The following is a 25,517-nucleotide window of genomic DNA, read 5'->3' on the forward strand; positions in this document are numbered from 1 at the left end:
ATGATACAGACAAAAAAGCCTCCCGGGTGGGAGGCTTGGCAATTTTCATTTTCGTTTTTACACGTCAGGGCCGCCTCCGGGAATGAGGTGTAAAAAAGAAAATAAAAAATGAGCGATTGAGGTTTTTCATGACATTTAAGCTAAATCTATCCCTTAGAGCTGTCAATCAAAAAATCTTTGGGTTCAACAATGAAAAGCGCACCCGAAGGTGCGCTGGTTAGTGGGAGATTGAAATATCAAGCTGCGTAGTCCTCCTTGTAATCGTATTCGAACTCAGGTTCGGTGGCTTCGGGTTCAAAGGCACCACGCTGAGCTGCGGGTTTGTGGGTCAGGCGATTGAGTTGTTTTTCCAGCTTTTGTCCCATTGCATTTATGGCTGCGTAGAGATTTTCATGTTTCGCCTGGGCAAAAAGTTGTCCGTTGGCCAGTTTTATTGATGCTTCTATTTTAAAGAGTGGCCCTTCTTTGAGGATGATGACATGGGGATTAATCAGCTGAGTATCGTAACGGTCCAGTTTGGTAAGGCGGCTCTCAACACGTTCACGGATGGCAGCTGTGACTTCAAATTGCTTGCTGGTGATCTTTAGCATATTGTCAAACCCTCTGTTGCTTCCTTGGTTTCAGATTAACAATCCCCAGACTTAAAAATGTGATCTAAATCAATATTTGTGGCGAGTCAGAGAGCGTTTGTCACTTATTTGATCACTTAGACAAGTTTGGACAATTTTGCCCTGAAAAGTATTGAACCCAGGTTGATAAAGGGCCATATTTGATGAGATCACTGAGTATCAATCCTTTCCAATTGCCTCCTCCCGTCGCTTTAAATATCATCATGTGTATTATCTATAACTCTTTACCCTTATGCCGTTCGGGCCAAAACGGGTGATAACAGGAAGTACTTTATGAATAACAACGAAGTTAAAGTGAAGGTCTGGGATATACCTGTGCGGGTGTTTCATTGGGGCATGCTGCTGCTCTTGGGCGGGCTGTGGTGGAGTGCCGATCAGGGGGAGATGAGCTATCACCAGTTGTTCGCCTATAGTCTGATGATCTTGTTGGTGGTACGGCTTATTTGGGGCTTTATCGGTAGCGACACTGCCCGTTTCAGTCATTTTGTCCGTCATCCCCGTCAGGCATTGGATTATCTTGCCAAGATGCGGGCCAAGCAGGCTCCTCATTCTTTAGGGCATAACCCTCTTGGGGGTTATATGGTGGTACTTTTACTGGTCATAATCAGCTTGCAATTGGTGTCGGGTTTGTTTGCCACAGATGAGATATTTACCGAAGGGCCCTTGGTTTCTTATGTCAGCGGTGAAACCGCTAGTTGGTTTACCTGGTTACACAAGAAGAATTTCGATCTTTTATTGATCCTTGCCGGTATTCATGTGGCCGCCGTCTTGCTGCACCGCTTCAAAGGTGAAAAGCTGGTGGGGGCAATGTTCAGTGGCTATAAGCGCTTACCGGCTGCAGAAGCGCAGCAACCCAGGTTTGCCTCTTTGATACTGGCATTGGTGCTTTTATTGGTAGTCGCCGTGCCTGTGGTGCACTTTTTGATGATGCCAGTGATAGGCATGTTGTAAGTTTCCAAGCAATAAAAAGCCTGCTAGATGCAGGCTTTTTATTGTGATGACTAAAAGGGATTAGTCTTTTTTGTATACGTCGTGGCAGCCTTTGCAACTCTTGCCAACGGCACCGAAGGCTTTTTTCAGCTCATTCTTGTCGCCGCCTTTGGCTGCAATAGCCAGGGCGTCGGCATTGGTTTGCAGTTCTTTGAACTTGGCTTCAAAGTCAGCCTTGTCGGCCCAAATCTTGGCCAGAGCTTCAGTATCACCTTTGTCGGAACCATCGATAAAGCCTTCCAGTGGCAGTTTCGCCAGGGCGGCCACATTGGCTGCACGCATAGCTGCAACATCGGCGTTAAAGTCTTTCTTGCCTTTGAGCATGGCACCGATATCACCGAAGTTATAGGCCATCAGGCTGAAACCAGACTGACGGTACTGGATGGCATCATCGCTGCTTTCAAAGTTGTGGGCCTGAACAGCTGTAGCGCTAAGCGCCGCGGTGGCGGCTAACATCAGTAAGTATTTTTTCATTATCATTCTCACAAGTTTGTGCGTTAATGTGACATTGCTTGGCTATTGTACACATTTTGTTTGACCTAGGGAGTAGACTTTTTCAGTTTACATGTAAAGTTTTGTCAGTAACTGGCTGCTAAAACACGACTTTTTTTCGCAGGAAAACAACGCTATACTGTGTTCACGTACCATTACGTGAACACGAAAGAGTTGCTATGCGCCCTGATTGGATATCAGTACTGGAGAAAGTACTGGCTCACAATAATCCCGAAGACCTAAACTGCCTGTTTGAATTGTTGTTGACCGATGATGAAAGACATGCCATCGCCGGCCGTTTGAAGGTGTTTCAGGTATTGCTTGAAGGGGAGATGAGTCAGCGGCAGATTGCGGCCGAGTATGAGGTGAGCATAGCAACCATCACCCGTTGTTCCAACTATTTGAAGCATATGCCCGCAGCGCTGAAGGAAAAAATCCGAGCCTTGATCCTTTGAGTTACATCAGGGGTTGTCGCGGCAATTTGTGGCGGCGGTAGAGGTGGCGCTGATTCAGAATATAGCCGCTCCAGGCACAGAAGAGCAGCCCCAGTAGCTGGTAAACTTCTTGGTCGGAAAACCTTAACAGTAGCATGCCCGACAGCAGCCAGAGGAAAGGCAATCCTGCATACAGGGGTTCGGGCCAAACTCCTCCCCGCCGTAAGCGTTTGGGATCGCTGCGTCTGTGACTCGAACGCAGGTTGTAAATCCGGGCCGCGGCCAATATAAGCAAAACGGAACCCAGGATCCCAAGCAAGGATTCGAGTAAATAGAGCGCCAGGCTACCGGTCAAAAAATACAGATAGGGCAGGCTCTCGTAGACCAATCTGGACAAGATCACGGGGCATTTCTTCGCATCCGGGGTATCTATTGATTTTAGTCCAAAGAATTACGTCCAACCTTGTTTTCTAAAGTGCCATAAACAAAGAGTCCGGCATTGGCCGGACTCTCGATTGATAGCAATAATTTGCTAGGTGGTCTGTCTGCTTGGTTATTAACCGCGGCAGCCGCAACCACCGTTACCGTCACAGCCTTCTTTCTTGGCGTCTTCCTCTGCATCTGAATTACAGCAGCCGCCGTGCTCGTGATCATGACCGCCACAGCAACCGCCGTGATCCTGGCCGTGACCACCACAACCGCCATGGGCGTGGATATGGCCGTGAGCAATCTCTTCGGCTGTCGCTTCACGCACGTCCATCACTTCGACATTAAAGGTCAGTGATTGGCCTGCCAGAGGGTGGTTGCCATCAACGATAACACTGTTGTCCAGTACTTCGGTCACTTGTACCGGGCGCTGGCCCATTTCAGTTTCGGCGATGAAGCGCATACCAGGTACTATGTCCTGGATATCGCCAAAGGCTTCCAGAGGAACTTCCTGACGCAGACCATCATGGTATGGGCCATAGGCTTCTTCAGACTCTATGGTCACTTCCAGCGTATCGCCTTTGCTCTTGCCTTCCAGTGCTTTTTCAAGTCCCGGGATCAGGTTTTCCATACCGTGGAGGTAGACCATAGGATCTGCCTCAAAAGAACTTTCTATCAACTGACCCTTGGCGTCAGTCAGGCGGTAGTGAATGGTAACCGCACTGTGTTGGGTGATTTGCATATCGCCTCCCGTTCAGAATGTGGCCGCATGATAACGTGCTTTTTCCGCGCTGGCGATATCCGAGCGTTGCTTATGCCAACTGTTGCACAGAGTTTTGCCGCCAAGATGACATTTTGGGGCAGGCTGGAACTAAAAAAGCCATTATTTTTTAAACGTCTTTTCTAAAAATTCTATTTGGGTGTCTTTGATTGCACTTGCTTGGCTGAGACTCAGCTTTTTAGCCAAATACACTTTACGTTAAGGTTAATTATAATGAGGGAGTTTTGTTGATACTTATCCAGTTAAAAACAGACTTTGGTGAGACTTATTCAATGAGATTGGCATTTTATTAGAATTTTCATGAAAGCGCCCCTTGACAAATGCTACAGAAAAAAGCAATCCTGTTTGTATTGCTGTCATTCCAAGGAGCTAAACTCCTGAATGAACCGGCCTGAACACAAGAGAATAAAACGAGTATAGAAACCCAATGTATCAGCTAAGCTCAGTTGTAATTACCACCATTACAACCACCACCATTACCAGTGTGGGGGCGGGCTGACTATACCCTGAAGAATTGCAAACAAGAAGCCCGCTCCCACCAAGGAGCGGGCTTTTTTGTTTCCTGGGCGGGCGCGGTATTTAAAGGAGAGACAGATGAAAGTGATGAAGTTCGGCGGTACCTCGCTGGCAAACTGGCAAAGGTTTGAAATGGCAGCAGAAATTGTTCTGACCAGTGCCAGAGAAGAGCAAGTGGCCACAGTGCTGTCGGCTCCGGCAACCGTAACCAACAATCTATTGGCCATGGTTGATAGGGTATTGGCAAAGGGGGATGTCGACGAGGCGCTTGCCAAGGTGGCTGAGGTATTTGAAGCTTTGTATGCCGATGCATCTGTATCTTTTGCAGAGGAAGCCAGACAACAGCTGAAGAAGGTATTGGCACAACAGTTGGCGAGTTGGCGGGCAAAATTGGCTGGGGTTCAGCTTCTGGGGGAGTGTCCTGACAGTGTGCGGGCCGAGATCCTGGTGGCAGGTGAGCGACTCTCCGCAGCCTTGATGGTTGAAGTGCTCAAGGCCAAGGGAGTCAGTGCCGGTTTACTCGACCCGAGAGAATTATTCCTCGGCGTCGGCACACCATTGGAGTCTGTGGTGGATATCGCTGTCAGTAAGCCCAGATTTGCGTTGCTTAAACTCGATGAGCAGAGAGTGTGGGTCATGCCGGGGTTTACCGCTGCCGGTGCCGATGGCAAGGTGGTGACTCTGGGACGCAATGGTTCGGATTATTCGGCGGCAGTTCTGGCAGCCTGTCTGGATGCTGACAGCTGCGAAATCTGGACAGATGTCGATGGGGTATACAATACCGACCCCCGGGTGGTTGCCGATGCCAAGCTGCTCTCCCAGCTCAGTTACCAAGAGGCAATGGAACTTTCCTATTTTGGCGCCAAGGTGCTGCACCCCAAGACCATTTCGCCCATAGCCCAGTTCCAAATCCCGTGCTACATCAAAAACAGCTTTAACCCCAAAGCGCCGGGCACTCTGGTATCCAATCTGCCGGATCAGACCGGGTTGCAGGTCAAGGCGATTTCCAATCTGGATAACCAAACCATGTTCAACGTCTCAGGCCCGGGAATGAAAGGCATGGTGGGGATGGCGTCGCGTATTTTGGAGTCCATCGCCAGAGCCAAGGTTTCGGTATCGCTGATCACTCAAAGCTCCAGTGAGTACAGCATCAGTTTCTGTGTGGCCACTTTGGATGCCCCCAGAGTCAAGTGGGCGCTGGAGCAGGAGTTTGAACTAGAGCTCAAGAGTGAACTGTTGGAGCCGCTGGAGATGCGGGATCAACTGGCGATAGTGTCCCTGATAGGTGACGGTATGCGTACCCATAAGGGTGTGGCTGCGCGCTTCTTTCAGGCCCTGGCCCAGGCCAGTGTCAATATCATCGCCATTGCCCAGGGCTCGTCCGAGCGCTCCATTTCTGCCGTGGTCGAGCAGCGCAAGACGCGTCATGCGGTAGCTGCCTGCCATCAGGGCTTTTTCGATGTGCAGCAGTATCTCGATGTCTTCCTAGTTGGCGCCGGTAACATTGGCACAGGCTTGCTGGAGCAGATAAAACAGCAGGAAGCCATGCTCAAAGGGCAACATATTAGTATTCGGGTTTGCGCCATCGCCAACTCAGGCAAGATGTTGCTCGACGCCGCCGGTATCTCCCTTGCCGATTGGCAGTCAAGGCTCAACGATTCGCCCGTCGCCTTTGATCTGACACAGATGTTGGCCTGGGCCAAGGAGCAGCAGTTACTCAATCCCGTATTGCTGGATTGCACCTCTTCGGATGTCATTGCCGGCCGTTATCTGGATGTGATGAATGCCGGTTTGCACGTGGTGACACCCAACAAGAAGGCCAATACCCGTGAGTTGGCTTTTTACCGCGCGCTGCGGCAAACCGCGCTGGCCCAGCGGCGCCAGTTCCTTTATGAAACCAATGTCGGCGCCGGTTTGCCGGTTATCGATAACCTGAAAAAGTTGCTGTTTGCCGGTGATAAGCTGCTGCGTTTCCAGGGGATACTCTCGGGTTCGCTGTCGTTTATCTTCGGTATGCTGGATGAGGGGATGAGTCTGTCACAGGCCACGGCTATAGCCCGGGAAAAGTGCTTCACCGAGCCGGACCCCAGGGACGATCTCAATGGTATGGATGTAGCGCGCAAGGTGTTGATTTTGGCACGGGAAGTGGGCTTGCCGCTGGAGCTGGATGATATTCAGGTGGAGTCTGTCTTGCCGGATGACTTCGATGCATCAGGCGATGTAGCCCAGTTTATGGCGGCTCTGCCACTGCTGGATGCGGCCGTTGCCGAGCGAGTCGCTGCCGCCCATGCCAAGGGTAAACGCCTGCGTTATGTCGGCCAGATAGATGAGTCAGGTTGCAGGGTGCGTATCGCCGAAGTGGCGGCCGATGATCCCCTGTTCAGCGTCAAAGGTGGTGAGAATGCACTGGCTTTCTACAGCCGCTACTACCAGCCGATCCCCTTTGTACTCAGAGGCTATGGTGCCGGTACTGAGGTGACGGCCGCCGGGGTGTTTGCCGACTTACTCAGAACCCTCAACTGGACTCGGGAGGTCAGCGCATGAGTCAGTTTATTCCCGCCAATGCACCTGTGACTGTCTATGCGCCCGCCTCTATGGGAAATGTCGGTGTCGGCTTCGATTTGCTGGGCGCCGCACTGGCCCCCATTGATGGCAGTTTACTGGGGGATACAGTTACAGTGGGCGCCGCGTCTTGCGGCGTTTCTCTGACTCAACTTGGCCCCTGGGCTCATAAGCTGCCACAGGAGCCGCAACAGAATATTGTTTATCGCTGCGCCGAGTTTTTCCTAGGTGAGGCCGGGATCAATCAAGGCGTTTCTTTGACCCTGTCCAAGAACCTGCCGGTAGGCAGCGGCCTTGGCTCCAGTGCCAGCTCAGTGGTGGCGGCGCTCTATGGTCTCAATGAATATTTTGGTCGCCCCTATGATGAGCAGGTCTTGCTGGGGTTGATGGGGCGTTTTGAAGGGGAGATCAGTGGCTCGGTGCATTATGACAACGTGGCGCCTTGCTACTTGGGTGGATTGCAACTGATGCTGGATTTACCCGGGCGTATCTGCGAGCCCTTGCCGGCCTTTGATTCCTGGTACTGGCTGGTGGCCTATCCCGGGATTTCATTATCGACAGCGTCCATGCGCGCCTTGATGCCGAACCAATATGACAAGGGAACCTGCATAGAATTTGGTCGCAATCTCAGCGCCTTTGTTCATGCTTGTTACCGCCAGGATGAGGCGCTGGCGCTGACTGTGTTGAAAGACGTGTTGGCCGAACCCTATCGGGCCGAGGCTATCCCCGGGTATCTGGCGGCGCGGCGCGGATTGTCTGAGCTGGGTATGTTGGCCACCGGGATTTCCGGCAGCGGCCCAACCCTGTTTTCTATCAGCGGCGATCTGGCCCGCGCCGAGCAGGCCAAGCGCTACCTGGAACAACACTATTTAACCGAAGCGGGCGGCTTTGCTCACATCTGCCGCCTGGATATGCAAGGCACCCGGGTATTGTCCTGAAACGCATTTTCATCCAAAAAAGAATTTAAGGCATCAATATGGAACTCTATAACCTCAAGCACCCGGCACAGCGGGTAAGTTTTACTGAAGCGCTCAAGCTGGGTCTTGGCATGGACCGAGGGCTCTTTTTCCCAACCCGGATCCCGAAACTGGCAGATGTCGATGCCTTGTTGGCTCTGCCTTTTGTCGAGCGCAGCAAGCAGATACTCGGCGCCTGGCTCGCCGATGAACTGGGGCAGGACTGTGTCGACAAACTGGTGGAGCAAGCGTTTAATTTCCCTCTGCCGCTGGTGCAGGTGGATGCGCAGCGCAGTTGTCTGGAGCTGTTTCATGGGCCAACCTTGGCTTTCAAAGACTTCGGTGCCCGTTTTATGGCTCAGTGTCTCAACCAGCTTGGCGGCTCAGAGCCGCTGACCATTTTGACCGCGACCTCCGGGGATACAGGCGCGGCGGTGGCCGATGCCTTCTTTGGCCTGGATAAGGTGCGGGTGATGGTGCTCTATCCCAAAGGCAAGATCAGTGAGTTGCAGGAGAAGATGTTTGCCACTCTGGGCGGCAATATTCACACCGTCGCGGTCGAAGCCGACTTCGATGCCTGTCAGCATTTGGTCAAGCAGGCCTTTGAAGACAGTGATATTCGTGACGGTTTGCACCTGAACTCGGCCAACTCCATCAATATCAGCCGTTTGCTGGCGCAGATCTGTTATTACTTTGAAGCGGTCGCCCAGCATAGAAAGCTGCATCAATCGGCGCCGGTTGTCAGTGTCCCCAGTGGTAACTTCGGTAACCTGACCGCGGGTCTGCTGGCCAAAGCCATGGGATTGCCCATCAAGCGCTTTGTGGCGGCCACCAACAGCAATGATACTGTACCGCGCTATTTGAGTTTTGGTGATTGGGCGCCGCGGCAAACTGTTGCGACCATGTCCAACGCCATGGATGTGTCCGAGCCGAGCAACTGGCCCAGAGTGGAAGCGATTTTTGCCGAGATGAAATGGCCGCTGTCTGACTTGTCCGGCTTGGCGCTTTCCGAGGGGCAAACCCGTCAGGCCATGTTAGCGCTTGAGCAGACAGGTTATCTGGCAGAGCCCCATGCAGCGGTGGCCGCCGAGGCACTGCGTTTGTCACTGCAGGATGAAGAGCAGGGGATTTTTCTGGCAACCGCACATCCGGCCAAATTCAAGGATGTGGTCGACCGCGAGTTGAACACCTGTCTGCCACTGCCAGAGGCATTGCAAAGGGTGGCTGATAAGCCGCTGCTTTCGGCTGTTCTGCCGGCCGATTTTGATAGCCTTAAACAGCATATGTTTTCGGTATTGGATTAGGGATTAGAGCTTGGTTTTGGAGGTCAAATAGGCTTCCAAAATCAAGGGTTAGGTGAAACATCTACAGCTGTAGGCGAATCAATACAGATCCAATAGATAAAACAATACGTTGGATCTGTGTTTGGCTTGGCAGTATCTGCCAAGTGTATGATCAATCCAGGTGTGGATCTGAGCCGGTTTGGTAGTCGAAAGTTGGCATGGCCCAGTGATACTTAATAGCCAGCATCCTCAAACTGAACCCCAGAGTGAGACACAGGCTGAGATTTAGCCATTCTGCCAGTTGCCATTGCGACAAAAATACATAGAGCCCGGCAGTGATGATGGAGATCACTGCGTACAGCTCCTTGCGAAAGATCAGCGGCATCTGATTACAGAGAATGTCGCGAATAATACCGCCGAAAACCCCGGTAACCACACCCATTACCACAGCCACTACGGGACTGAAACCCAGCAGCAGGGTCTTTTGGGCTCCGACAATGGAAAACACAGCCAGTCCAAGGGCATCGATTGCCAGAAACAGCTTTGACAGGTAACGCATCACAGGGGCGATTATCACAGTTAGCAGTGAAGCAAAGCCGATAGCCACCAGATAATGCCAGTTTTCTACCCAGATCAGCGGGTAGTTACCCAATAGCATGTCTCTGAGCGTGCCGCCGCCTATGGCGGTAGCACAACCTATAATTACCACGCCAAAGAGATCCATCTGTTTTTTACCCGCCGCCAAGGCGCCGGTCATTGCTTCGGCCAGTACACCAATCAGCCAAAGTATGGCGATAAACTGAGCTTCTTGCATAATATTCGCATCAAAATGACAGAGGATCAGAATTCTGCCGGAAAATACCGCAGTTTAACAGTGATTTTATTTAAATATTTTGATTAGTTTTATTTATGTATTATTTGGCTTGTTTAGGTTATAAATTTTTAGTTTTATGATTTTAAATGGTTTTATTTTTTACTTTGCATGAGGATTACTGATTGATGTGTGTGATTGTCTTTCTCTCGTTTTGTTTGGACTATTTGGCTGTGTCAATTTGGTAAAAAGTCCAGTTATATAGCTTTGCCCTCCTGGCGCTGTACAGTCAAGCCGAGCGGCGCTAGAGTGTTTTGTCCCATGTATCTTAATGTGGGCAACTGGATGTGATATGGGGGATAGATGATAGATTTCAGAAGTGATACCGTGACCCAACCTACTGCGGCGATGCGCCAGGCCATGGCGGCCGCGCAGGTGGGCGATGATGTTTACGGCGATGACCCTACGGTCAATCGCCTCGAAGCCATGGCCGCCGAGATGTTCGGTTTTGACAGTGCCTTGTTTACCAGCTCGGGCACTCAGGCCAACCTGTTGGCACTCATGTCCCACTGCGAGCGGGGCGATGAATACCTGTGTGGCCAACAAGCCCATAATTATAAGTTTGAAGGAGGTGGTGCGGCCGTGCTTGGCAGTATTCAGCCTCAACCACTGAATAATCAGGCCGACGGCAGTATAGCGCTTGAAGATATTCGCGCTGCCATCAAACCCGATGATTTTCACTTTGCCCGCACCCGTCTATTAAGCCTGGAAAACACCATAGGTGGAAAGGTATTGCCACAGGAATACCTGGCCAAGGCGCAGCAGTTGGCCTTCAATCACGGTTTGAAAATCCATCTTGATGGCGCACGGGTGGCCAATGCTGCTGTGGCGCAGGGGTTGGAGATAGCCGATATAACCCAATATTTCGACTCGGTATCCATCTGTCTATCCAAGGGGTTAGCGGCACCGGTTGGCTCTTTATTACTCGGAGATGAGCGGCTTATTAATAAGGCGCGTCGCTGGCGGAAGATGCTGGGTGGCGGAATGCGCCAGGCCGGTATTCTGGCTGCGGCAGCCGAGCTGGCCTTGACTGAGCAGGTGGCGCGTTTGGCGGAAGATCACGCCAATGCCAAGGCTTTGGCCGAAGGTTTGAGTCAGTTGGAAGAATTGGCATTGGATATGAGCCAGGTACAAACCAATATGGTGTTTGCCACTTTGGCCGATGAAGTGGATATTGAAGCTCTGGTCAAAGGCTTGTTGCAGGAAGGAGTGCGTATCAGCGGCGCTCGGCAACTACGCCTGGTGACTCACAAAGATATCAGCGCTGCTGATATCGACAAGACTCTGCAGGCCTTCAAGCGGGTGCTCAGCCAGGTTTGAGCACGGTCCATTAGGGTGCAGCAGGAGTTATCCTGGTGCATCGCAATGGTATTTATGAGCATAAGTTTGGTGTAACTTATTGAATTATATTGATTGAATATTTGGCGTCCAATTTGCTTTAGTTCAAGTGCGAATTTCAATCATAGGCGAATGCGAGGACGCAAACATGAAATACTACAGTCGGCGTTTGGTTAAACACGAACATCTCAACCCGGCGGGAGCCTTGTTCGGTGGACAGTTGATGAGCTGGATTGATGAGGAAGCGGCCATCTTCGCCGCATGCCAGATGAAGAGTGTCAGCCATGTGACCAAGCTTATCTCGGAAATCAACTTTATGACCCCGGCCAAGCTTGGGGATGTGATTGAATTTGGCCTCGAGCTTATCAGCCTGGGACATACTTCCATCACTATTCGCTGCGAAGTGCGCAATAAATTGAATCTGGCACCTATTGTCAGCATTGACAAGATGGTCTTCGTTAATGTGAATGAAGCCGGTTTGCCCGTGCCTCACGGTATGAGGGCCAATGCCGCCTGATAACTCTGATGTTTGAATGTGCTTGCCAACCGGGCAGAACTTTGCCCTGTTGGCTGGCGAGAAAGGGCTTGAACTTCTTGGACGTGATGGCTCAGTCTTTCAATTCTTCCTTGACCGATTTGGCGGCATCACGGGAGGCGTGGCCGATTTCACGGGTCACATCCCGGGTGGTGTGGCCTATCTCCTTGGTCACGTCTCTGGTGGTGTGGCCTATGGTTCGGCCGGTTTCCTTGAGCTCGGCACAGGCGCCAAGACTAAGTAATGCAACAAGAAGCAGTAATGTTTTCATCATTTTATCCTTATAGCTTGCCGGTCAATTGAGCGTATTTTACCAGCAATTCGTCTTGGGTTTCCTGATGTTCGGGATCCTTGTCGATACAGTCTATAGGGCAGACAGAAACACAGGTTGGGTTGTCATAGTGGCCAACACATTCGGTGCAGCGCGCCGGATCTATTTCATAGATCTCTTCACCCATAGTGATGGCTTGGTTGGGACACTCGGGCTCACACATATCGCAGTTAATGCAGCTGTCATCAATGATTAAGGCCATTGCCTTGTCTTTCCTCGAAATTACTTATCCTGTCTTGCAGGCTTTCGTTCAATGCTTGGCGCACAAAAATAGTGGCAAGTGGCGCTCAAGCTAAGTCATAACACAGATTTTATCATAGGGGGAGCACCTGTCGGCACCACTATTATTGATAACCAGTGTGCATGGCTACAAAGGGATTGTTATAGAGCACTATGGCTTGCGTAAAACGAAAGACTGCCTGAAGGCAGCCTTTCGTGTAAAGGTTGAGAACATACTCAGGAAGACAGGATTCACTTGGTTGCGGCGTGTGGATTGCGGGTATCAGTTCCTTCCGGCAAGTTACGCAGCAAGATGGCCGAGTCCAGTTCCAAATCGGCCGGTACCGGCATATAGACAGTATGGCCCGATCCTAAACCTGCCTCAACGGCTTCGCCCTTACGGTTTTGCAAACTTTCCAATGTCAGGTTGATGTTGCCTTGCGGTGTCATCATCTCCAGGCTGTCACCCAGCAAAAACTTGTTCTTCACTTCGATTTCGGCCAGGCCTTCGGCGTTACGCTTACCGGTAAACTCACCGACAAACTGCTGGTTGTCACTGATAGAGTGGCCGTATTCGTAGTTCTGGTACTCATCGTGAACATGACGGCGCAAGAAGCCCTCGGTGTAGCCCCTGTGAGCCAAGCCTTCCAGGCGGTTCATCAGGCTGCGGTCGAAGTCTTTTCCGGCTGCGGCATCGTCTATGGCCTGACGGTAAAGCTGCGCCGTGCGCGCCACGTAGTAGAAGGACTTGGTGCGGCCTTCAATCTTCAATGAATCCACGCCGATACGGCTCAGGCGCTCTACGTGCTGAATGGCGCGCAGATCTTTGGAGTTCATTATGTAGGTGCCGTGCTCGTCTTCGAAGGCCGGCATATATTCGCCGGGGCGGTTGGCCTCCTGCAGCAGGAAAATCTGATCGCTGCTTGGGCCCTGGCCTAAAGTCGGCTGCTCTATCTGCACCGGATTGACTGCGACTATGTCGCCGGTTTCATTTTCCTTGGCCTCGTGGGCATCATACTTCCAGCGGCAGGCGTTGGTGCAGGTGCCTTGGTTAGGGTCGCGCTTATTGATATAGCCGGACAACAGGCAACGGCCGGAATAGGCCATGCACAGTGCGCCGTGAACAAACACTTCCAGCTCTATGTCCGGGCAACGCTGACGGATCTCTTCGATTTCATCCAGTGACAGCTCGCGGGAGAGGATCACGCGTTTAATCCCCTGGGACTGCCAGAATTTGACCGAGGCCCAGTTGATGGCGTTGGCCTGTACCGAAAGGTGTACCACCTGCTCGGGAAAGGCTTCACGAACCATCATGATGAGACCGGGATCTGACATGATAAGGGCATCCGGCTGCATGGCGACCACAGGCTCCATGTCCTTGATATAGGTCTTGAGCTTGGCATTGTGGGGAGCGATATTGCTGACCACATAGAGTTTCTTGCCCAGAGCATGGGCTTCCTGAATACCCGTAGCCAGATTTTCCATCTTAAAGTCGTTGTTACGTACCCTTAAGCTGTATCTGGGTTGGCCTGCATATACGGCATCTGCACCATAGGCAAAGGCATAACGCATATTTTTCAGGGTCCCGGCGGGAGACAGAAGCTCTGGTTTAAACATAATTTACTCTCAATTAACGGCAGTCCGGCGGTTGCGCGACTTGGCAGCAGGGGCGGCATTTTACTCAATTAGGGCCGGGCTATCAAATATCCCCGCCCCGGGTTACCAATCAGTAAACTTTGGCCATTTAAAATTGCCTGAATGGCTCAACTTGGCAAGCCATTACGAGGTCTTCAATCCCGGCAAGTTGTTACTTGGTTGAATTTTAGTGGCAGTCAACATCACTTGACGCTTTTTTACGCTCGCGGCCGCCGGGGTTGCTGATATACTGAGTCACAGTATTTGAACAGTTTTTTTACATTGGAGAGTGCATGTCTACCGAACATCAACTCTTGGTTGGTTTGTTGCGGAAACTCAAGAACGATACCCTGGTGCTACCCACTTTGCCGGAAGTGGCCATGCGGGTGCAGGAAGTCGTCAGTCGTCCCGATTCAAGCCTGAGGGAGGTTGCCGATATCATAGGTCAGGATGCCGCCATATCGGCGCGTATGATCAAGGTAGCCAATAGTGCTTTCTACAGCCGGGGGATCCCGGCGGAAAACATCAACAGCGCGGTGACCCGTATAGGCTTGGCGCAGATAAAATCCATCGCTACCTCTATCGCCATGGAGCAGCTGTTTATTTCCACCAACGAAATGGTGTGGGAAGTCATGGACGAAGTGTGGCGCACATCAATAGATGTTACCGCTGCGGCCGGCGCCATGTTACTTATCTATAACAAGACCCATCCGGGCAGCGGCCTGAATTATGATACTTTGACCCTGGCGGGCCTGGTGCACAATATAGGTGCCTTGCCGGTACTGACCGAGGCCGAGGCACACCCCGAGCTCTTTGGCAGCATAGATCAGCTAAGAGCCTTGGTGCGCAAGATGCAAGGGCCCATAGGGCGGGCGGTACTCAAGAGCTGGGACTTTGCCCCGGATGTGATGGAAGTGGTCGAACGCTGGGCCGATCTGCCCTATCTGCCGGACCATGTGACTTACTTGGATTTTATTCGTTCGGCGGCCTTCTATACCGGTGAGTTACGAGCCGGCGCCGAGCTTGAGCAGCGTTTGGAAGTCTTTGTTGACAGAGGTCTACCCGTCAGTGCCGAACTACTTGGCTGTGATGAGTTTCTGGATAAATATCATTCAATCAAGCAAAGCTATGAGTAAGTATTGAATTAACCCATCTTTGTCGTTCACGGGAGAATACCACTTTGATGATAGGCCCATGGTTGCTTTCTATCGCGTTAATTACTGTGTTTATTCTCCTTTTGTGGCGCCGCCAGCGCCAAAAAGAACGTCGCTTTATCAAGCGGCTTGGCATGCAACTCGATAATCAGATAAAAGCCCGCGCACCACTCGAACTGCCTTGGGTGCCGGTCGCATTTTATGATTTGGTTAATAGTCTGGAGAAGTTGCTGCAGGCGCTTCCGCCTCCCGTGGGGAAAGATAAACTCACAGGCCTTGCCAATCGGGTAGGGCTCAAGCGCAGCGTTACCGCCTTGATGCCGTTGCAACAGGGCACCATGGTGCTGCTGGACATCTACCGTTTCCGTTACGTCAATGACTTGTTTGGCTTTGCCTTTGGTGATCAGCTGCTCAAGCAGATGGCAGACCGCCTGCTGGGGTTGCAACATGGGCCCAGGTTATTGGCGCGAATGAATGAAGATGAGTTTCTGCTGTACTTTGAGCAGCAACAGACAGAAGAAGATCTTCATCGGCTGCGGGGCAGGTTGCAGGTGCCTTTTGATATTGACGGTACGCCTGTAAGTATTCGCATTCAGATGGGTTATCTGGATTTACATGCTCATCATACCAATCTCAGCTTGATGTTGCGCCGCCTGGATCTGGCGCTGAAAAAGGCCCGCAATAGCCGTGATCTGCTGGCCGGTTATCAGACGGGTGAAGACAGTATCCAAATGCGCGAGCTGGAGATCATCAACAGTCTGCCCAAGGCGTTGAAGACAGGTCAGTTGTATCTGGTTTACCAGGCCAAAGAAGAGGTGAACAGTGGCCTTTGTCGCCAGGTCGAAGCGCTTATTCGCTGGGAACATCCGAAATTCGGCGCCATTTCTCCGGCCGAGTTTATTCCGTTGGCTGAGTATTCCGGCATGATAGGCCTGGTGAGTCATTGGGCGCTGGAGCAGGTGATGCTACAGCAGCGTAAGTGGCGCAGTGGTGGCTTTAAAGTGCGAATTGCACTTAACCTCTCGGCGCAGGACCTCAACAACGGCTGCATGCTGCAGGAGATTGAACGTCAGTTGCAAGAATACCAGTTGCCGGGTGATGTGCTGGCGATAGAGATCACCGAGAGCAGCCTGATGGCCGACCTCGAGCAGGCGATAAAAATCCTGGAGCGGCTGCGGCAACTGGATATTCGCCTGGCGATAGATGATTTTGGTACCGGGCACTCGTCGCTGGCCTATTTGAAAAATCTGCCGGTAGATGAAGTCAAAATCGACAAGGCCTTTAACGAAGAGCTGCTCAGCAACAGTAATGCCAAGCATATCATGCGTGCCAGTATTCAGATGGCCAAGTCGCTGGGGTTTGAGGTCACTGTCGAGGGGGTAGAGTCGATGGCGCTGAAACAGGTGCTAATTTCCATGGGGGCTGACCAACTGCAGGGAGATATTGTTGCCAAACCCAAAACGGCGCCGGAACTGGAGTACTGGTACGCTAAACACTGCATACATGCCAAGACAGCAGGCTGAACTCAAGGGAACTCAATCTGCTGTAGTTGAGCAGCCAACTGTTCGAGTAGTGTCGCAGGCATGGGACAAAGCTGACGCTGACTATTCATGCATACCATTTCCACCCTGCCGTTGACCGCAGCCCTGACAGCGTTTTCACGCCAGATCTCCTGTTCCCACACTGTGCGGTATTTGCTTTCGAAGGCAAAGCGGGTACGGACATCCAGGATATCGGCAAATTCGACCCCTTCCTGACAGGTAAGCTCGGAGCGGTAGACCGCAAAACCTATTCCATCCGAATGCCACAGGCGTTTGAGTTCGTTGGCCCCTATGACCTGTTCACGGGCGCGCTCGAAGTACTTCAGAAAATTGGGGTGATACACCACGCCGGAAAAATCTGTGTCTTCGTAGTAGATCTGCAATTGAAAATGGAACCAAGGGCTGAAGCTGAGTTGCATGCGGATACCTGTGGTAGATTCGTGCCCGGCAGTTTAACACTGTGATAGCGAAAGATGAGCACTCAGAAGCGACCATTGTTGATTATTTGCTGATATTGACCGCTTTGTTTCATCTGTCGCAACCCTTTATCCAATGCCTTGGCCAAAGCCGGTGAGTCGGCGTCCTGCAGTGAGAATGCCAGGAATATTCGGCTCTGATGGTTGGGAAATGCCGGCAGAATCTCCTCCTTCACTCCCATACGTTTGATAACGCCTTCGGCCACCTTGTCGAACATAATGGCGGCATCTATACGGTTGAGCAGCAGGAGATTGAGCAGTTGTTCCTGACTGGCGACCTGAACCAGCTGCAACTGTTTGCTTAGTTTGGCGAATTCATCGCCATATTCATAACCTTTGATAACCCCTACGACACTCCCCCTCGGAAGTTGCCATTTGTTTTGGGCACTCAGTGGCCGGTTTTTGTTGTAGTAGAAGGAGGCATTGGCAATAAACAGTGGCTCTTCACCAAACAGAAAACCCGCCTCAGTACTGCGCTCACGAGTGACATTGAACACTCCTTGAACCTGGCCCTTTCGGGCCATCATCAAGGCTCTGGAGTAGGGTACTACCAAGCTTTCCACTTGGATATGTTCAATAGAAAAAGCCGCGGCGATCAGTTGGTGAGATAAGCCTTGCCCGGTTCTGTCGGCGAAAGGGGGCCAACTGTCTTCGGCGGCGAGTAAGACTTTATTCTGAGGGGTTGCCCTGGTTGACTTGGTAGGTAATATGCAAAGAAAACAAATTAATACAGCTATTATTCCAGATCTCATTCTCGTCCTTTGGTTGAGCGGCCCGGTTATAAAGACTAAAAATAGTACCTGAGTCTTAGTCTTTTCGATAGTCTCAGCGAGACAAGTTTTTGAGTTGTGAGCTTGGCGACAGTTACGTTATACGGGTTTGCATTACAATAATCATTAGATTAATCTCATTAAAATTTTTCTAATGGATGAGGTAGTACCATGCCAGAAAAGATTATTGAACTTGAAACCAAAATGGGTAAAGGCTGGAAAGTGACAGCACAGGTGCGTGAGCATACCTTGGTCATTGACCAACCGACGGCCGGTAACGAAGGGGCCAATCCGCTGGAGACTTTCCTGTTTTCTCTGGGGGGCTGTATTTCTGCCATTGCCAGAATGGTGGCCAGAGAGCAGAAAATCGATCTCCGGGGGATGAATATCAAGGTGCGTGGCGAGATGAATTCCGACGGTTTGCTGGGGAAAGTCAGCGAGGATCCTGTCGGATTTCGCCGTATCACCTTGGATGCCGATATCGATGCCGACTTGACGGCAGAGCAGAAGCAGCAGTTTCTCGATACTGTCTGCCATCGTTGTCCCGTGCATGACAACCTGCTGAGTGCCTCAAGAGTTGAGCATCAAAGTATCTGAGGCCTGAAGCTTCAAATGCGCTTGGCTTGAGCACAGCCAATCCTGGCCAAACCCGGGCTAAATAAAATAAAGCGCTGATCCAGGCTTGCTGCTGTGAATACTGGCAGGCTGACAGATAACCACTGACTCAGACGGCAAAATGCCGTTTCGCCTCCTACACTTGCAAGGGAAGATGCAAGTTCAGGGATAACAGAGCAAAGGAGGCGAAAATGAGTTATATCGATGTGGTGGTCGCTCCGGTTCCCAGCGCCAAGAAACAGCAATATCTTGAGCATGCACGCCGGGCGGCGGGTCTGTTCAAGTCTCAGGGCGCTTTGGAGCTGGTAGAATGCTGGGGGGATGATGTCCCGGAAGGTAAGCTTACTTCCATGCCTATGGCGGTAAAGCGCCAAGACGACGAGACTGTGGTGGTTTCCTGGATCCTTTGGCCGGACAAGGCCACGCGTGATAAAGGCATGCAGTTTATCATGACAGATCCTTCCGTTCCCGAGACTCTCGGCGATATGCCGTTCGATGGCAAGAGAATGATCTGGGGCGGCTTTGAGATGCTGTTCAAGGAATAGCTTTTCTTTTACTCCTCAATAAAACAAGGGATGCCGCTTGGCATCCCTTGTTTTATTGAGGCTCCTTATTGACCCAGACAGAATCAATCTGAACCTGAGCCTATGTTTATCTGCGCCTGCTGCCGGGCGATAGCGGCATTGAGCCTGTCTTTGACATGGCCGGGCGACTTGGTGTTATAGGACAAGAGTCGATACATGGCCGGGATCACCAACAGGGTGACAAAGGTCGCAAACGCCATACCGAAGAACACCACAGTACCCACGGCAATACGGCTCTCAGAGCCGGCACCAGTGGAGAAGATAAGCGGAATCGCGCCGACAATCGCGGTGAAGGAGGTCATCAGGATAGGCCGCAAACGCCGCGCTGAGGCATCGATAACCGCCTGTTCGAAGGCCAGCCCCTTGTCTCGCAGTTGGTTGGCAAATTCGACGATCAGAATCCCGTTCTTGGTTACCATGCCTATCAACATGATCATCCCTATCTGGCTGTAGAGGTTGAGTCCTTGTTGTGTCAGCCACAGACCAAGGAAGCCGCCGAATACCCCCATAGGGACGGTCAACATCACCACCAGTGGGTTGATAAAGCTTTCGAACTGAGCCGCCAGCACCAGATAAACCACCAAGAGGGCCAAACCGAATACCAGCAGCATGCTGCTCTGGTTTTCCTTGAAGTCTTTCGACTCACCTGTGTAGCTGATACTGATATCACCGGGCAGGGATTCAATCGCCTTGGCGTCGAGGAAATCCAGTGCTTCCCCCAGAGTGGCGCCATCCATGAGGTTAGCCTTGATGGTGATGGATTTTTGTTTATTGGTATGGCTCAGTCGCTGCGGCGAGGCCACTTCTTCGATATGCGCCAGGCTGTCGAGGGTAACCAGCTCGCCCTTGGTGGTCCGCATATAGATCTGGCTGAGGTCGCTCATGCTGCTGAACTGTTTTTCATCCCCGCGCACGTAGACATCATACTCTTCACCCCTGTCCACATAAGTGGTTTGCTTGCGGCCGCCGAGCATCACCTCCAGGGTTTCCGAAACATCGGCAACACTGACACCAAGCTCTGCCGCCCTTTGTCGGTCAACCGTGACCAGAAGCTCAGGGGTGGTTTCGGCATAATCCAGATCGGCGCCGCGCATCAGGCCACTGCTGTTGGCCTCCTGTTGCAGCAGCTGTGCCCATTTGAACAGCTCTTTATAGTCGGATCCGCCGATAACAAACTGCACCGGCTCACTGGAGCGTCCACGGAAGCCGGGTAACATGGGACGCACCATCACATCGGGAATATCTTTCAATACTTGGGCTATCATCACCAGCGCCTGATCGGCGTTGATATCCCTGTCCTCCCAATCCTCGAGCTGCATGATCACAAAACCTGTTTGATCACCGGCGCGGCCACCAAAGGCCGGCGCCTGCACACTGAAGGACTTGAGCACGCCCTGGCCCAGCAGCGGCATCAGCCTATCCTGTACTATATCCATGTTGGCTGTCATGCGGTTATAGCTGGTGCCTTCGGCGCCCTTGATAAAGGCGAAGATCACTCCGCGGTCTTCCTGCGGCGCCAGCTGTGCAGGAATATGGTTTACCAGCAAGGCACTGCCGCCGATACAGGCGAGGATCACCAGGGGCGCCGCAACCTTGTGACGTATGGCAATGGCCACCATGGCGCGATACTTAAGCTCGAGCGCCGCAAAGAATCGATTCAAGGCGCGGTTGAAGGCGTTGGGTTTGACATTGGCCTTGAGCAACTGGCTGCTGAGCACAGGTGTCAGTGTTAGCGCGACCAGGGATGAGAACAGTACAGACACCGCCAGCAGCACGGAAAACTCGGTGAACAGCAAGCCGACCATGCCTTCCATAAAGGAGATGGGCAGAAATACCATCACCAATACCGCCGTGGTGGCAATAACGGCAAAGCCCACTTCGCGGGTGCCCTTGTAGGCGGCCAGCAGCGGATCTTCCCCGCGCTCTATGTGGTGAAAGATATTCTCTACCACCACAATGGCGTCATCCACCACCAGGCCTATGGCCAGGATCAGTGCCATCAGGGTCAGCAGGTTGATGGAAAAGCCCAAGAAGTAGGCGGCCATAAAGGCCGAGATCAGCGATACCGGCACAGTCACAGCAGGAATAAGCGTTGCCCGCAGCTGGCCGATAAAAATATACAGTACCAGCAGTACCAGCGCCGCCGTGATATAGAGGGTGTAATACACCTCGTCTATGGCCTGATCGATAAACACGGTCGAGTCGTAGTCCACATATAGCTGGGTACCGGCCGGCAAAAACTTTTGCAGTGCGTCCACCTGCTTGTAAACATCTTTGGCGACATCCAGCGGGTTGGCATCCGATTGCGGCACTATCCCCAGGCTGAGGTTGACTATGCCATTGCTCTTGAAAGTGGAGTTTTCATTCTCGGCGCCGACAAACACCTCGGCCACATCCTTGAGATAAACCGGCGAGCCGTTTGCGCTGCTGACCTGCAGATAGTCGAATTGCTCAGGGCTCAGATAGAGGCGGGCGGTGCGCACTGTCATCACTGTGGTGTCGTTACGCAGCTCGCCGCCGGGGGATTCCATATTCTCCGCCTTGAGGGCTGTAAGGATATCCTGCACAGTGACATTGCGACCGGCCATCTGCTCAGGCTTGAGGCGCACATACATCACCTTGTAGAGACCACCTGAGATATCCACCGAGCTGACCCCTGTGATCAGGTTGAACTTATCTTCCAGTACCCGGCGGGAATAGTCAGTGAGCTGGGTACGATCCATCTCGCTGGAGCTCAAGTTGACATAGATGGAGGGCTCGCCCGAGCCGTTGTCTTTGGAGACTACCGGGTCGTTGGCCTCTTCCGGCAGCCTGCGCTGCGCCCTGGCCACCGCATCACGGACATCGCTCACCCCTTCGGTGAGATTCCAGCCCAATTTGAAGGTCACAGTGATCCGCGACATGCCGTTGCGGCTCACCGAGGTGATTTCATCGATACCGCTGATGCCTGTCAGCTCATCCTCAAGGTTTTTAGTGACCTGACTCTCCATGATAGAGGCGCTGGCCCCTTCATAGGTGGTCATCACAGTGACGACCGGGCTCTCCACATCCGGCATTTCCCGCACCGACAGCTTGCTGAAAGACACCAGACCAAAGACACACAAAAGCAGGCTCAGCACTATGGCACTGATTGGCCGTTTGACCGATACATCGGATAACAACATCAGTGAAGCTCCCCGGTCTGCTGTACTGCTTCGGCGGTCAAGGGCTTGACACTGGCGCCATCACGAATATTCACCAGCCCCTGAACAACAATGCGATCCCCCTGGCTGACGCCATCTGTGATCAGCACCAGATTGTCGACCCGGGCGCCCAGATGCACTTCGGTGCGGTGGGCTATGCTGCTTTCATCTATGCGATAGACATAACGCTTGGTGCCGGAATACTCCAACGCCTGCACCGGCACTACCGCCTGATGCAGTGGTGGGAAGGTCAGGGTGGCCGACAACATCATGCCAGGCCTCAAGTGTTTGTTTGGGTTGTTGAACTCTACCCTTACCCTGACATTGAGTGTATCCGGGTTGACTCTGGGATCTATGGCAACAACCTTGCCCTGAAATAGTTGGCCGTTCCAGGCACTGCTGCTGCCTTGTACCTGCATGCCGACACTCAGTTGCGACAGATAAGACTCGGGCACCTGCAGATCGAGCCGCAACAAGCTCAGATCATCGAGACTCAAGAGTTCGGTTCCTTGGCTCACCAGCTTACCCTTGCTGAAATCCACCAGGCCCACTGTACCGGAAAAGGGAGCCCGCAGATGATGGTAGGATAGTTCGGCCCTGGCCGAGGCCAGCCTGGCTTCGGCGATACTGACGCTGGCGCGTTGGGCATCAATTTCTGTCTGGGTAATGGCGTTGCGGCCGATCAGTTTTTCATATTCGCCCAACTTACGCCGCTCATCGGCCAGATAAGATTCGGCTTCCATCACTGCCGCCTTGGCCTTGGATTCTTCCAAAACCAGCAAGAGTTCACCTGCCTTCACCTCTTGATTGGAGCGCACTGCGATAGCGTCTATCTTGCCGGCGACTTGAGGCGCTATGGTGACCGAGCGTTCTGCTTCCAGCTTGCCTATCAGAGTCAGGGATTGCGCCAGGGATTGCTCTGTGACTGTGGCGGTAATTACGGGAACGGCGGCTTTGCCCATCCCCATCCCCATGCCTGAGCCGGGCTTTTTGACGGTATTTTCTGCCGTTGGCGTCAATAGGAGATAGGTGGCCACACAAAGGCCAAGGACCACTAGTCCTATGTAGCTTTTCTTCATGGTGTCTTATCTGATTCCGGTAGAGGTCCATTGCGGATCTTGAGGGCACCTATTTTACGTTAGCCTTATGCATAAAGCTGGTAAATGAGTGTAAAAAAGCGCAAATTCCAGTACGAAAATGTGACTGGAAAATCGATTTACGTAACCGCCTCTGGCCTATGCTATTTGAATGACGTGATGTTCAGGGAATAAAAAACGGAGGCAGCTACCTCCGTTTTTTTATGTATGACTGTGGGTATTGCCCTTGAGGCCCTACTTGGTCATCCGCTTGTACTTGAGTCTGTGCGGCTCAATCACATCGGCACCGAATTGGTTTTTCAGCCAGGCCGAGTATTCTGTGTAGTTACCTTCGTAGAAGTTAACCTGACCCTCGTCACGGTAGTCGAGGATGTGAGTACAGATACGGTCGAGGAACCAACGGTCGTGCGAGATCACCATGGCGCAGCCCGGGAATTCCAACAGCGCTTCTTCCAGTGCCCGCAGAGTTTCCACGTCCAGATCGTTGGTCGGTTCGTCGAGCAGCAACACGTTGCCGCCGGCTTGCAGCAGCTTGGCCAGATGCACCCGGTTACGTTCACCACCGGAAAGTGAGCCGATGATCTTCTGCTGATCGCCACCACGGAAGTTGAAGCGACCGACATAGGCGCGGCTCGGGATCTCCAGATTGTTGATCCGCATTATGTCCTGACCGCCGGAAATCTCTTCCCAAACCGTGTTCTTGTCGTTCATCGAGTCACGGAACTGTTCCACAGAGGCGATTTGTACCGTATCACCTATCTCGATTTCACCGCTGTCCGGTTGTTCGGCGCCACTGAGCATTCTGAACAGGGTCGACTTACCGGCACCGTTGGCACCGATAATACCGACGATGGCGCCCTTGGGAACACTGAAGCTTAAGTTGTCTATCAGAATGCGGTCACCATAGCTCTTGGTGAGATTACGCACCTCAATTACCTTGTCACCCAGACGAGGACCGGGCGGAATAAACAGCTCATTGGTCTCGTTGCGGCGCTGATAATCTGAGCTGTTCAGCTCTTCGAAGCGGGCCATACGGGCCTTGCCCTTGGACTGACGTCCCTTGGCACCCTGACGCACCCACTCCAATTCCTTGGCGATCGTCTTCTGGCGGGCGCTTTCGCTGGCGGCTTCCTGCTTCAGACGGGCATCTTTCTGCTCCAGCCAGGAGGAGTAGTTGCCCTGCCATGGGATACCTTCACCCCGGTCCAGTTCCAGGATCCAGCCGGCGGCATTGTCGAGGAAGTAACGGTCGTGGGTAATGGCGACTACAGTGCCTGAGTATTCCTGCAGGAAGTGCTCCAGCCAGGCAACGGATTCGGCATCCAGGTGGTTGGTCGGTTCGTCCAGCAGCAGCATCTCCGGCTTTTCCAGCAGCAGACGACAAATGGCCACCCGGCGACGTTCACCCCCGGAGAGCACCTCCACCTTGGCGTCCCATTCCGGCAGACGCAGGGCGTTGGCGGCGCGCTCGAGAATGTTGTCCAGATTATGGGCATCCTGCGCTTGAATGATGGCTTCCAGCTCGCCTTGCTCCTTGGCCAGGGCGTCGAAGTCGGCATCCGGCTCGGCATAGGCCGCATAGACTTCATCCAGACGCTTGAGGGCGTTTTTGGCTTCGCTGACGGCTTCTTCTATGGTTTCCCGTACTGTCTTGTTGGGATCAAGCTGGGGCTCCTGGGGCAGGTAACCTATCTTGAGTCCCGGCATGGGACGGGCTTCACCTTCAATTTCGGTGTCCAGACCTGCCATGATTTTCAACAGGGTGGATTTACCCGAGCCGTTGAGACCCAGGACACCAATTTTGGCGCCGGGGAAGAAACTCAATGAAATATCTTTGAGGATCTGCTTTTTGGGCGGCACTATTTTGCCGACCCTCAGCATGCTGTATACAAACTGAGCCATATTGTTTCTCTGTTGTCCTGAACTGAGTTTTCCTAAACTGGCGGCAGTTTACCAATTTGCCAGGGCTCCTGCCAGATGCGGCCGGATAGCGGCACCATTGTTCAGCAAATGAAACATAGTCATCTGCTGACACAAGGATTTTCATCATCCTGCGACTGGGATATTTGTCACACTCAGAGTAGAATACCGCGCAACCCT

The 25,517-nt window shown here is 52.3% G+C and carries 24 protein-coding genes and 2 other annotated features; of the genes, 11 read left to right on the top strand and 13 right to left on the bottom strand.

Annotation, left to right across the window (positions count from 1 at the left end; genetic code table 11):
* Window positions 1–8: 8 nt before the first annotated feature.
* Window positions 9–128 (bottom strand) — a sequence feature (Phe leader region).
* 108 nt (window positions 129–236) lie between these two features.
* Window positions 237–590: a ribosome hibernation-promoting factor, HPF/YfiA family gene (gene hpf / locus CX651_RS03445; protein WP_039034229.1), complete on the bottom strand. Its 354-nt coding sequence runs from the start codon at window positions 588–590 to the stop codon at window positions 237–239.
* A 312-nt stretch (window positions 591–902) separates the two neighbouring features.
* On the opposite strand from hpf, the gene CX651_RS03450 reads away from it, so the two are divergent.
* Window positions 903–1,580, top strand: coding sequence for a cytochrome b/b6 domain-containing protein (locus CX651_RS03450; RefSeq protein ID WP_101053542.1), 678 nt, complete (start codon window positions 903–905; stop codon window positions 1,578–1,580).
* Between the two features lie 60 nt (window positions 1,581–1,640).
* On the opposite strand, the gene CX651_RS03455 is transcribed toward CX651_RS03450, so the two are convergent.
* Window positions 1,641–2,093: a c-type cytochrome gene (locus CX651_RS03455; protein ID WP_039034231.1), complete on the bottom strand. Its 453-nt coding sequence runs from the start codon at window positions 2,091–2,093 to the stop codon at window positions 1,641–1,643.
* A gap of 197 nt (window positions 2,094–2,290) precedes the next feature.
* Here CX651_RS03455 and trpR point away from each other — a divergent pair, with 197 nt between their 5' ends.
* Complete coding sequence (gene trpR / locus CX651_RS03460) at window positions 2,291–2,566, top strand: trp operon repressor (RefSeq protein WP_101053544.1); 276 nt, start codon at window positions 2,291–2,293, stop codon at window positions 2,564–2,566.
* A 1-nt stretch (window position 2,567) separates the two neighbouring features.
* On the opposite strand, the gene CX651_RS03465 is transcribed toward trpR, so the two are convergent.
* Together CX651_RS03465 and slyD are read right to left on the bottom strand one after the other, a co-directional pair.
* A complete protein-coding gene (locus CX651_RS03465; RefSeq protein WP_101053546.1) occupies window positions 2,568–2,948 on the bottom strand; it encodes a hypothetical protein in 381 nt (126 codons plus the stop codon).
* A 153-nt stretch (window positions 2,949–3,101) separates the two neighbouring features.
* A complete protein-coding gene (gene slyD / locus CX651_RS03470; RefSeq protein WP_101053548.1) occupies window positions 3,102–3,713 on the bottom strand; it encodes a peptidylprolyl isomerase in 612 nt (203 codons plus the stop codon).
* Window positions 3,714–4,191: 478 nt separating this feature from the next.
* Window positions 4,192–4,312, top strand: a sequence feature (Thr leader region).
* A gap of 34 nt (window positions 4,313–4,346) precedes the next feature.
* Between slyD and thrA the strand changes: the two genes are divergently transcribed.
* Genes thrA through thrC form a run of 3 tightly spaced genes read left to right on the top strand, consistent with a single transcriptional unit; the run spans window position 4,347 to window position 9,090 of the window.
* Window positions 4,347–6,812: a bifunctional aspartate kinase/homoserine dehydrogenase I gene (gene thrA, locus CX651_RS03475; RefSeq protein ID WP_101053550.1), complete on the top strand. Its 2,466-nt coding sequence runs from the start codon at window positions 4,347–4,349 to the stop codon at window positions 6,810–6,812.
* Window positions 6,809–7,768, top strand: a complete 960-nt coding sequence (gene thrB / locus CX651_RS03480; protein ID WP_101053552.1) for a homoserine kinase — start codon at window positions 6,809–6,811, stop codon at window positions 7,766–7,768. The genes thrA and thrB overlap by 4 nt, the downstream gene beginning before the upstream one ends.
* A gap of 38 nt (window positions 7,769–7,806) precedes the next feature.
* Window positions 7,807–9,090, top strand: coding sequence for a threonine synthase (gene thrC, locus CX651_RS03485; protein WP_101053554.1), 1,284 nt, complete (start codon window positions 7,807–7,809; stop codon window positions 9,088–9,090).
* A gap of 151 nt (window positions 9,091–9,241) precedes the next feature.
* Here thrC and CX651_RS03490 read toward each other — a convergent pair whose 3' ends face one another.
* Window positions 9,242–9,883, bottom strand: a complete 642-nt coding sequence (locus CX651_RS03490) for a trimeric intracellular cation channel family protein (protein WP_101053556.1) — start codon at window positions 9,881–9,883, stop codon at window positions 9,242–9,244.
* 360 nt (window positions 9,884–10,243) lie between these two features.
* Between CX651_RS03490 and ltaE the strand changes: the two genes are divergently transcribed.
* A complete protein-coding gene (gene ltaE, locus CX651_RS03495; protein ID WP_101053558.1) occupies window positions 10,244–11,260 on the top strand; it encodes a low-specificity L-threonine aldolase in 1,017 nt (338 codons plus the stop codon).
* A 166-nt stretch (window positions 11,261–11,426) separates the two neighbouring features.
* A complete protein-coding gene (locus tag CX651_RS03500; RefSeq protein WP_025009448.1) occupies window positions 11,427–11,795 on the top strand; it encodes an acyl-CoA thioesterase in 369 nt (122 codons plus the stop codon).
* Between the two features lie 91 nt (window positions 11,796–11,886).
* Here the strand turns inward: CX651_RS03500 and CX651_RS03505 are convergent, their stop codons facing one another.
* From CX651_RS03505 to trhP, 3 genes are all read right to left on the bottom strand, one after another.
* Entirely contained in the window at window positions 11,887–12,087 is a 201-nt protein-coding gene (locus CX651_RS03505) for a hypothetical protein (RefSeq protein ID WP_101053560.1), read from the bottom strand.
* 7 nt (window positions 12,088–12,094) lie between these two features.
* Complete coding sequence (locus tag CX651_RS03510; protein ID WP_028779037.1) at window positions 12,095–12,346, bottom strand: YfhL family 4Fe-4S dicluster ferredoxin; 252 nt, start codon at window positions 12,344–12,346, stop codon at window positions 12,095–12,097.
* Between the two features lie 269 nt (window positions 12,347–12,615).
* Window positions 12,616–13,980 (bottom strand): prephenate-dependent tRNA uridine(34) hydroxylase TrhP, encoded by a 1,365-nt coding sequence (gene trhP, locus CX651_RS03515; protein WP_101053562.1) that lies wholly within the window; start codon window positions 13,978–13,980, stop codon window positions 12,616–12,618.
* Between the two features lie 311 nt (window positions 13,981–14,291).
* On the opposite strand from trhP, the gene CX651_RS03520 reads away from it, so the two are divergent.
* Both CX651_RS03520 and CX651_RS03525 read left to right on the top strand, forming a co-directional pair.
* Complete coding sequence (locus tag CX651_RS03520; RefSeq protein WP_039034241.1) at window positions 14,292–15,134, top strand: HDOD domain-containing protein; 843 nt, start codon at window positions 14,292–14,294, stop codon at window positions 15,132–15,134.
* A gap of 47 nt (window positions 15,135–15,181) precedes the next feature.
* Window positions 15,182–16,675, top strand: a complete 1,494-nt coding sequence (locus CX651_RS03525) for a putative bifunctional diguanylate cyclase/phosphodiesterase (RefSeq protein WP_101053564.1) — start codon at window positions 15,182–15,184, stop codon at window positions 16,673–16,675.
* A gap of 2 nt (window positions 16,676–16,677) precedes the next feature.
* Here CX651_RS03525 and CX651_RS03530 read toward each other — a convergent pair whose 3' ends face one another.
* A complete protein-coding gene (locus CX651_RS03530; RefSeq protein ID WP_101053566.1) occupies window positions 16,678–17,112 on the bottom strand; it encodes a thioesterase family protein in 435 nt (144 codons plus the stop codon).
* A 62-nt stretch (window positions 17,113–17,174) separates the two neighbouring features.
* Window positions 17,175–17,921 carry a substrate-binding periplasmic protein gene (locus CX651_RS03535; protein ID WP_101053568.1) on the bottom strand — a complete coding sequence of 249 codons (747 nt, stop codon included), beginning with the start codon at window positions 17,919–17,921 and terminating at the stop codon, window positions 17,175–17,177.
* 189 nt (window positions 17,922–18,110) lie between these two features.
* Between CX651_RS03535 and CX651_RS03540 the strand changes: the two genes are divergently transcribed.
* Window positions 18,111–18,536 carry an OsmC family protein gene (locus CX651_RS03540; RefSeq protein WP_101053570.1) on the top strand — a complete coding sequence of 142 codons (426 nt, stop codon included), beginning with the start codon at window positions 18,111–18,113 and terminating at the stop codon, window positions 18,534–18,536.
* A gap of 209 nt (window positions 18,537–18,745) precedes the next feature.
* The gene (locus CX651_RS03545) at window positions 18,746–19,099 is read left to right on the top strand and encodes a DUF1428 domain-containing protein (RefSeq protein ID WP_101053572.1); all 354 of its coding nucleotides are present in this window, start codon (window positions 18,746–18,748) and stop codon (window positions 19,097–19,099) included.
* A gap of 83 nt (window positions 19,100–19,182) precedes the next feature.
* On the opposite strand, the gene CX651_RS03550 is transcribed toward CX651_RS03545, so the two are convergent.
* The 3 genes from CX651_RS03550 to ettA all read right to left on the bottom strand — a co-directional run bounded on the left by CX651_RS03550 (window position 19,183) and on the right by ettA (window position 25,319).
* Window positions 19,183–22,302, bottom strand: a complete 3,120-nt coding sequence (locus CX651_RS03550) for a multidrug efflux RND transporter permease subunit (RefSeq protein WP_101053574.1) — start codon at window positions 22,300–22,302, stop codon at window positions 19,183–19,185.
* On the bottom strand, window positions 22,302–23,399 hold the full coding sequence (locus tag CX651_RS03555; protein WP_101053575.1) for an efflux RND transporter periplasmic adaptor subunit: 1,098 nt from the start codon (window positions 23,397–23,399) through the stop codon (window positions 22,302–22,304). Before CX651_RS03555 ends, CX651_RS03550 begins: the two co-directional genes overlap by 1 nt.
* A 252-nt stretch (window positions 23,400–23,651) precedes the next feature.
* On the bottom strand, window positions 23,652–25,319 hold the full coding sequence (gene ettA, locus CX651_RS03560; protein ID WP_025887609.1) for an energy-dependent translational throttle protein EttA: 1,668 nt from the start codon (window positions 25,317–25,319) through the stop codon (window positions 23,652–23,654).
* Window positions 25,320–25,517: the final 198 nt, after the last annotated feature.

Origin of the sequence: Shewanella chilikensis (assembly GCF_002836945.1) — a bacterium.
In the GTDB taxonomy this organism is placed as follows: Bacteria; Pseudomonadota; Gammaproteobacteria; order Enterobacterales; family Shewanellaceae; genus Shewanella; species Shewanella chilikensis.

What these genes read in the sequence shown, in the direction of transcription:
- ettA (WP_025887609.1), bottom strand. Translation starts at nt 25,319, where the DNA reads ATGGCTCAGTTTGTATACAGCATGCTGAGGGTCGGCAAAATAGTGCCG.
- thrA (WP_101053550.1), top strand. Translation starts at nt 4,347, where the DNA reads ATGAAAGTGATGAAGTTCGGCGGTACCTCGCTGGCAAACTGGCAAAGG.
- thrB (WP_101053552.1), top strand. Translation starts at nt 6,809, where the DNA reads ATGAGTCAGTTTATTCCCGCCAATGCACCTGTGACTGTCTATGCGCCC.
- thrC (WP_101053554.1), top strand. Translation starts at nt 7,807, where the DNA reads ATGGAACTCTATAACCTCAAGCACCCGGCACAGCGGGTAAGTTTTACT.
- CX651_RS03500 (WP_025009448.1), top strand. Translation starts at nt 11,427, where the DNA reads ATGAAATACTACAGTCGGCGTTTGGTTAAACACGAACATCTCAACCCG.
- CX651_RS03535 (WP_101053568.1), bottom strand. Translation starts at nt 17,921, where the DNA reads ATGAGATCTGGAATAATAGCTGTATTAATTTGTTTTCTTTGCATATTA.
- CX651_RS03505 (WP_101053560.1), bottom strand. Translation starts at nt 12,087, where the DNA reads ATGATGAAAACATTACTGCTTCTTGTTGCATTACTTAGTCTTGGCGCC.
- slyD (WP_101053548.1), bottom strand. Translation starts at nt 3,713, where the DNA reads ATGCAAATCACCCAACACAGTGCGGTTACCATTCACTACCGCCTGACT.
- CX651_RS03450 (WP_101053542.1), top strand. Translation starts at nt 903, where the DNA reads ATGAATAACAACGAAGTTAAAGTGAAGGTCTGGGATATACCTGTGCGG.
- trhP (WP_101053562.1), bottom strand. Translation starts at nt 13,980, where the DNA reads ATGTTTAAACCAGAGCTTCTGTCTCCCGCCGGGACCCTGAAAAATATG.
- CX651_RS03540 (WP_101053570.1), top strand. Translation starts at nt 18,111, where the DNA reads ATGCCAGAAAAGATTATTGAACTTGAAACCAAAATGGGTAAAGGCTGG.
- CX651_RS03550 (WP_101053574.1), bottom strand. Translation starts at nt 22,302, where the DNA reads ATGTTGTTATCCGATGTATCGGTCAAACGGCCAATCAGTGCCATAGTG.
- CX651_RS03530 (WP_101053566.1), bottom strand. Translation starts at nt 17,112, where the DNA reads ATGCAACTCAGCTTCAGCCCTTGGTTCCATTTTCAATTGCAGATCTAC.
- hpf (WP_039034229.1), bottom strand. Translation starts at nt 590, where the DNA reads ATGCTAAAGATCACCAGCAAGCAATTTGAAGTCACAGCTGCCATCCGT.
- CX651_RS03520 (WP_039034241.1), top strand. Translation starts at nt 14,292, where the DNA reads ATGTCTACCGAACATCAACTCTTGGTTGGTTTGTTGCGGAAACTCAAG.
- CX651_RS03490 (WP_101053556.1), bottom strand. Translation starts at nt 9,883, where the DNA reads ATGCAAGAAGCTCAGTTTATCGCCATACTTTGGCTGATTGGTGTACTG.
- CX651_RS03525 (WP_101053564.1), top strand. Translation starts at nt 15,182, where the DNA reads ATGATAGGCCCATGGTTGCTTTCTATCGCGTTAATTACTGTGTTTATT.
- CX651_RS03555 (WP_101053575.1), bottom strand. Translation starts at nt 23,399, where the DNA reads ATGAAGAAAAGCTACATAGGACTAGTGGTCCTTGGCCTTTGTGTGGCC.
- CX651_RS03510 (WP_028779037.1), bottom strand. Translation starts at nt 12,346, where the DNA reads ATGGCCTTAATCATTGATGACAGCTGCATTAACTGCGATATGTGTGAG.
- CX651_RS03455 (WP_039034231.1), bottom strand. Translation starts at nt 2,093, where the DNA reads ATGAAAAAATACTTACTGATGTTAGCCGCCACCGCGGCGCTTAGCGCT.
- CX651_RS03545 (WP_101053572.1), top strand. Translation starts at nt 18,746, where the DNA reads ATGAGTTATATCGATGTGGTGGTCGCTCCGGTTCCCAGCGCCAAGAAA.
- ltaE (WP_101053558.1), top strand. Translation starts at nt 10,244, where the DNA reads ATGATAGATTTCAGAAGTGATACCGTGACCCAACCTACTGCGGCGATG.
- trpR (WP_101053544.1), top strand. Translation starts at nt 2,291, where the DNA reads ATGCGCCCTGATTGGATATCAGTACTGGAGAAAGTACTGGCTCACAAT.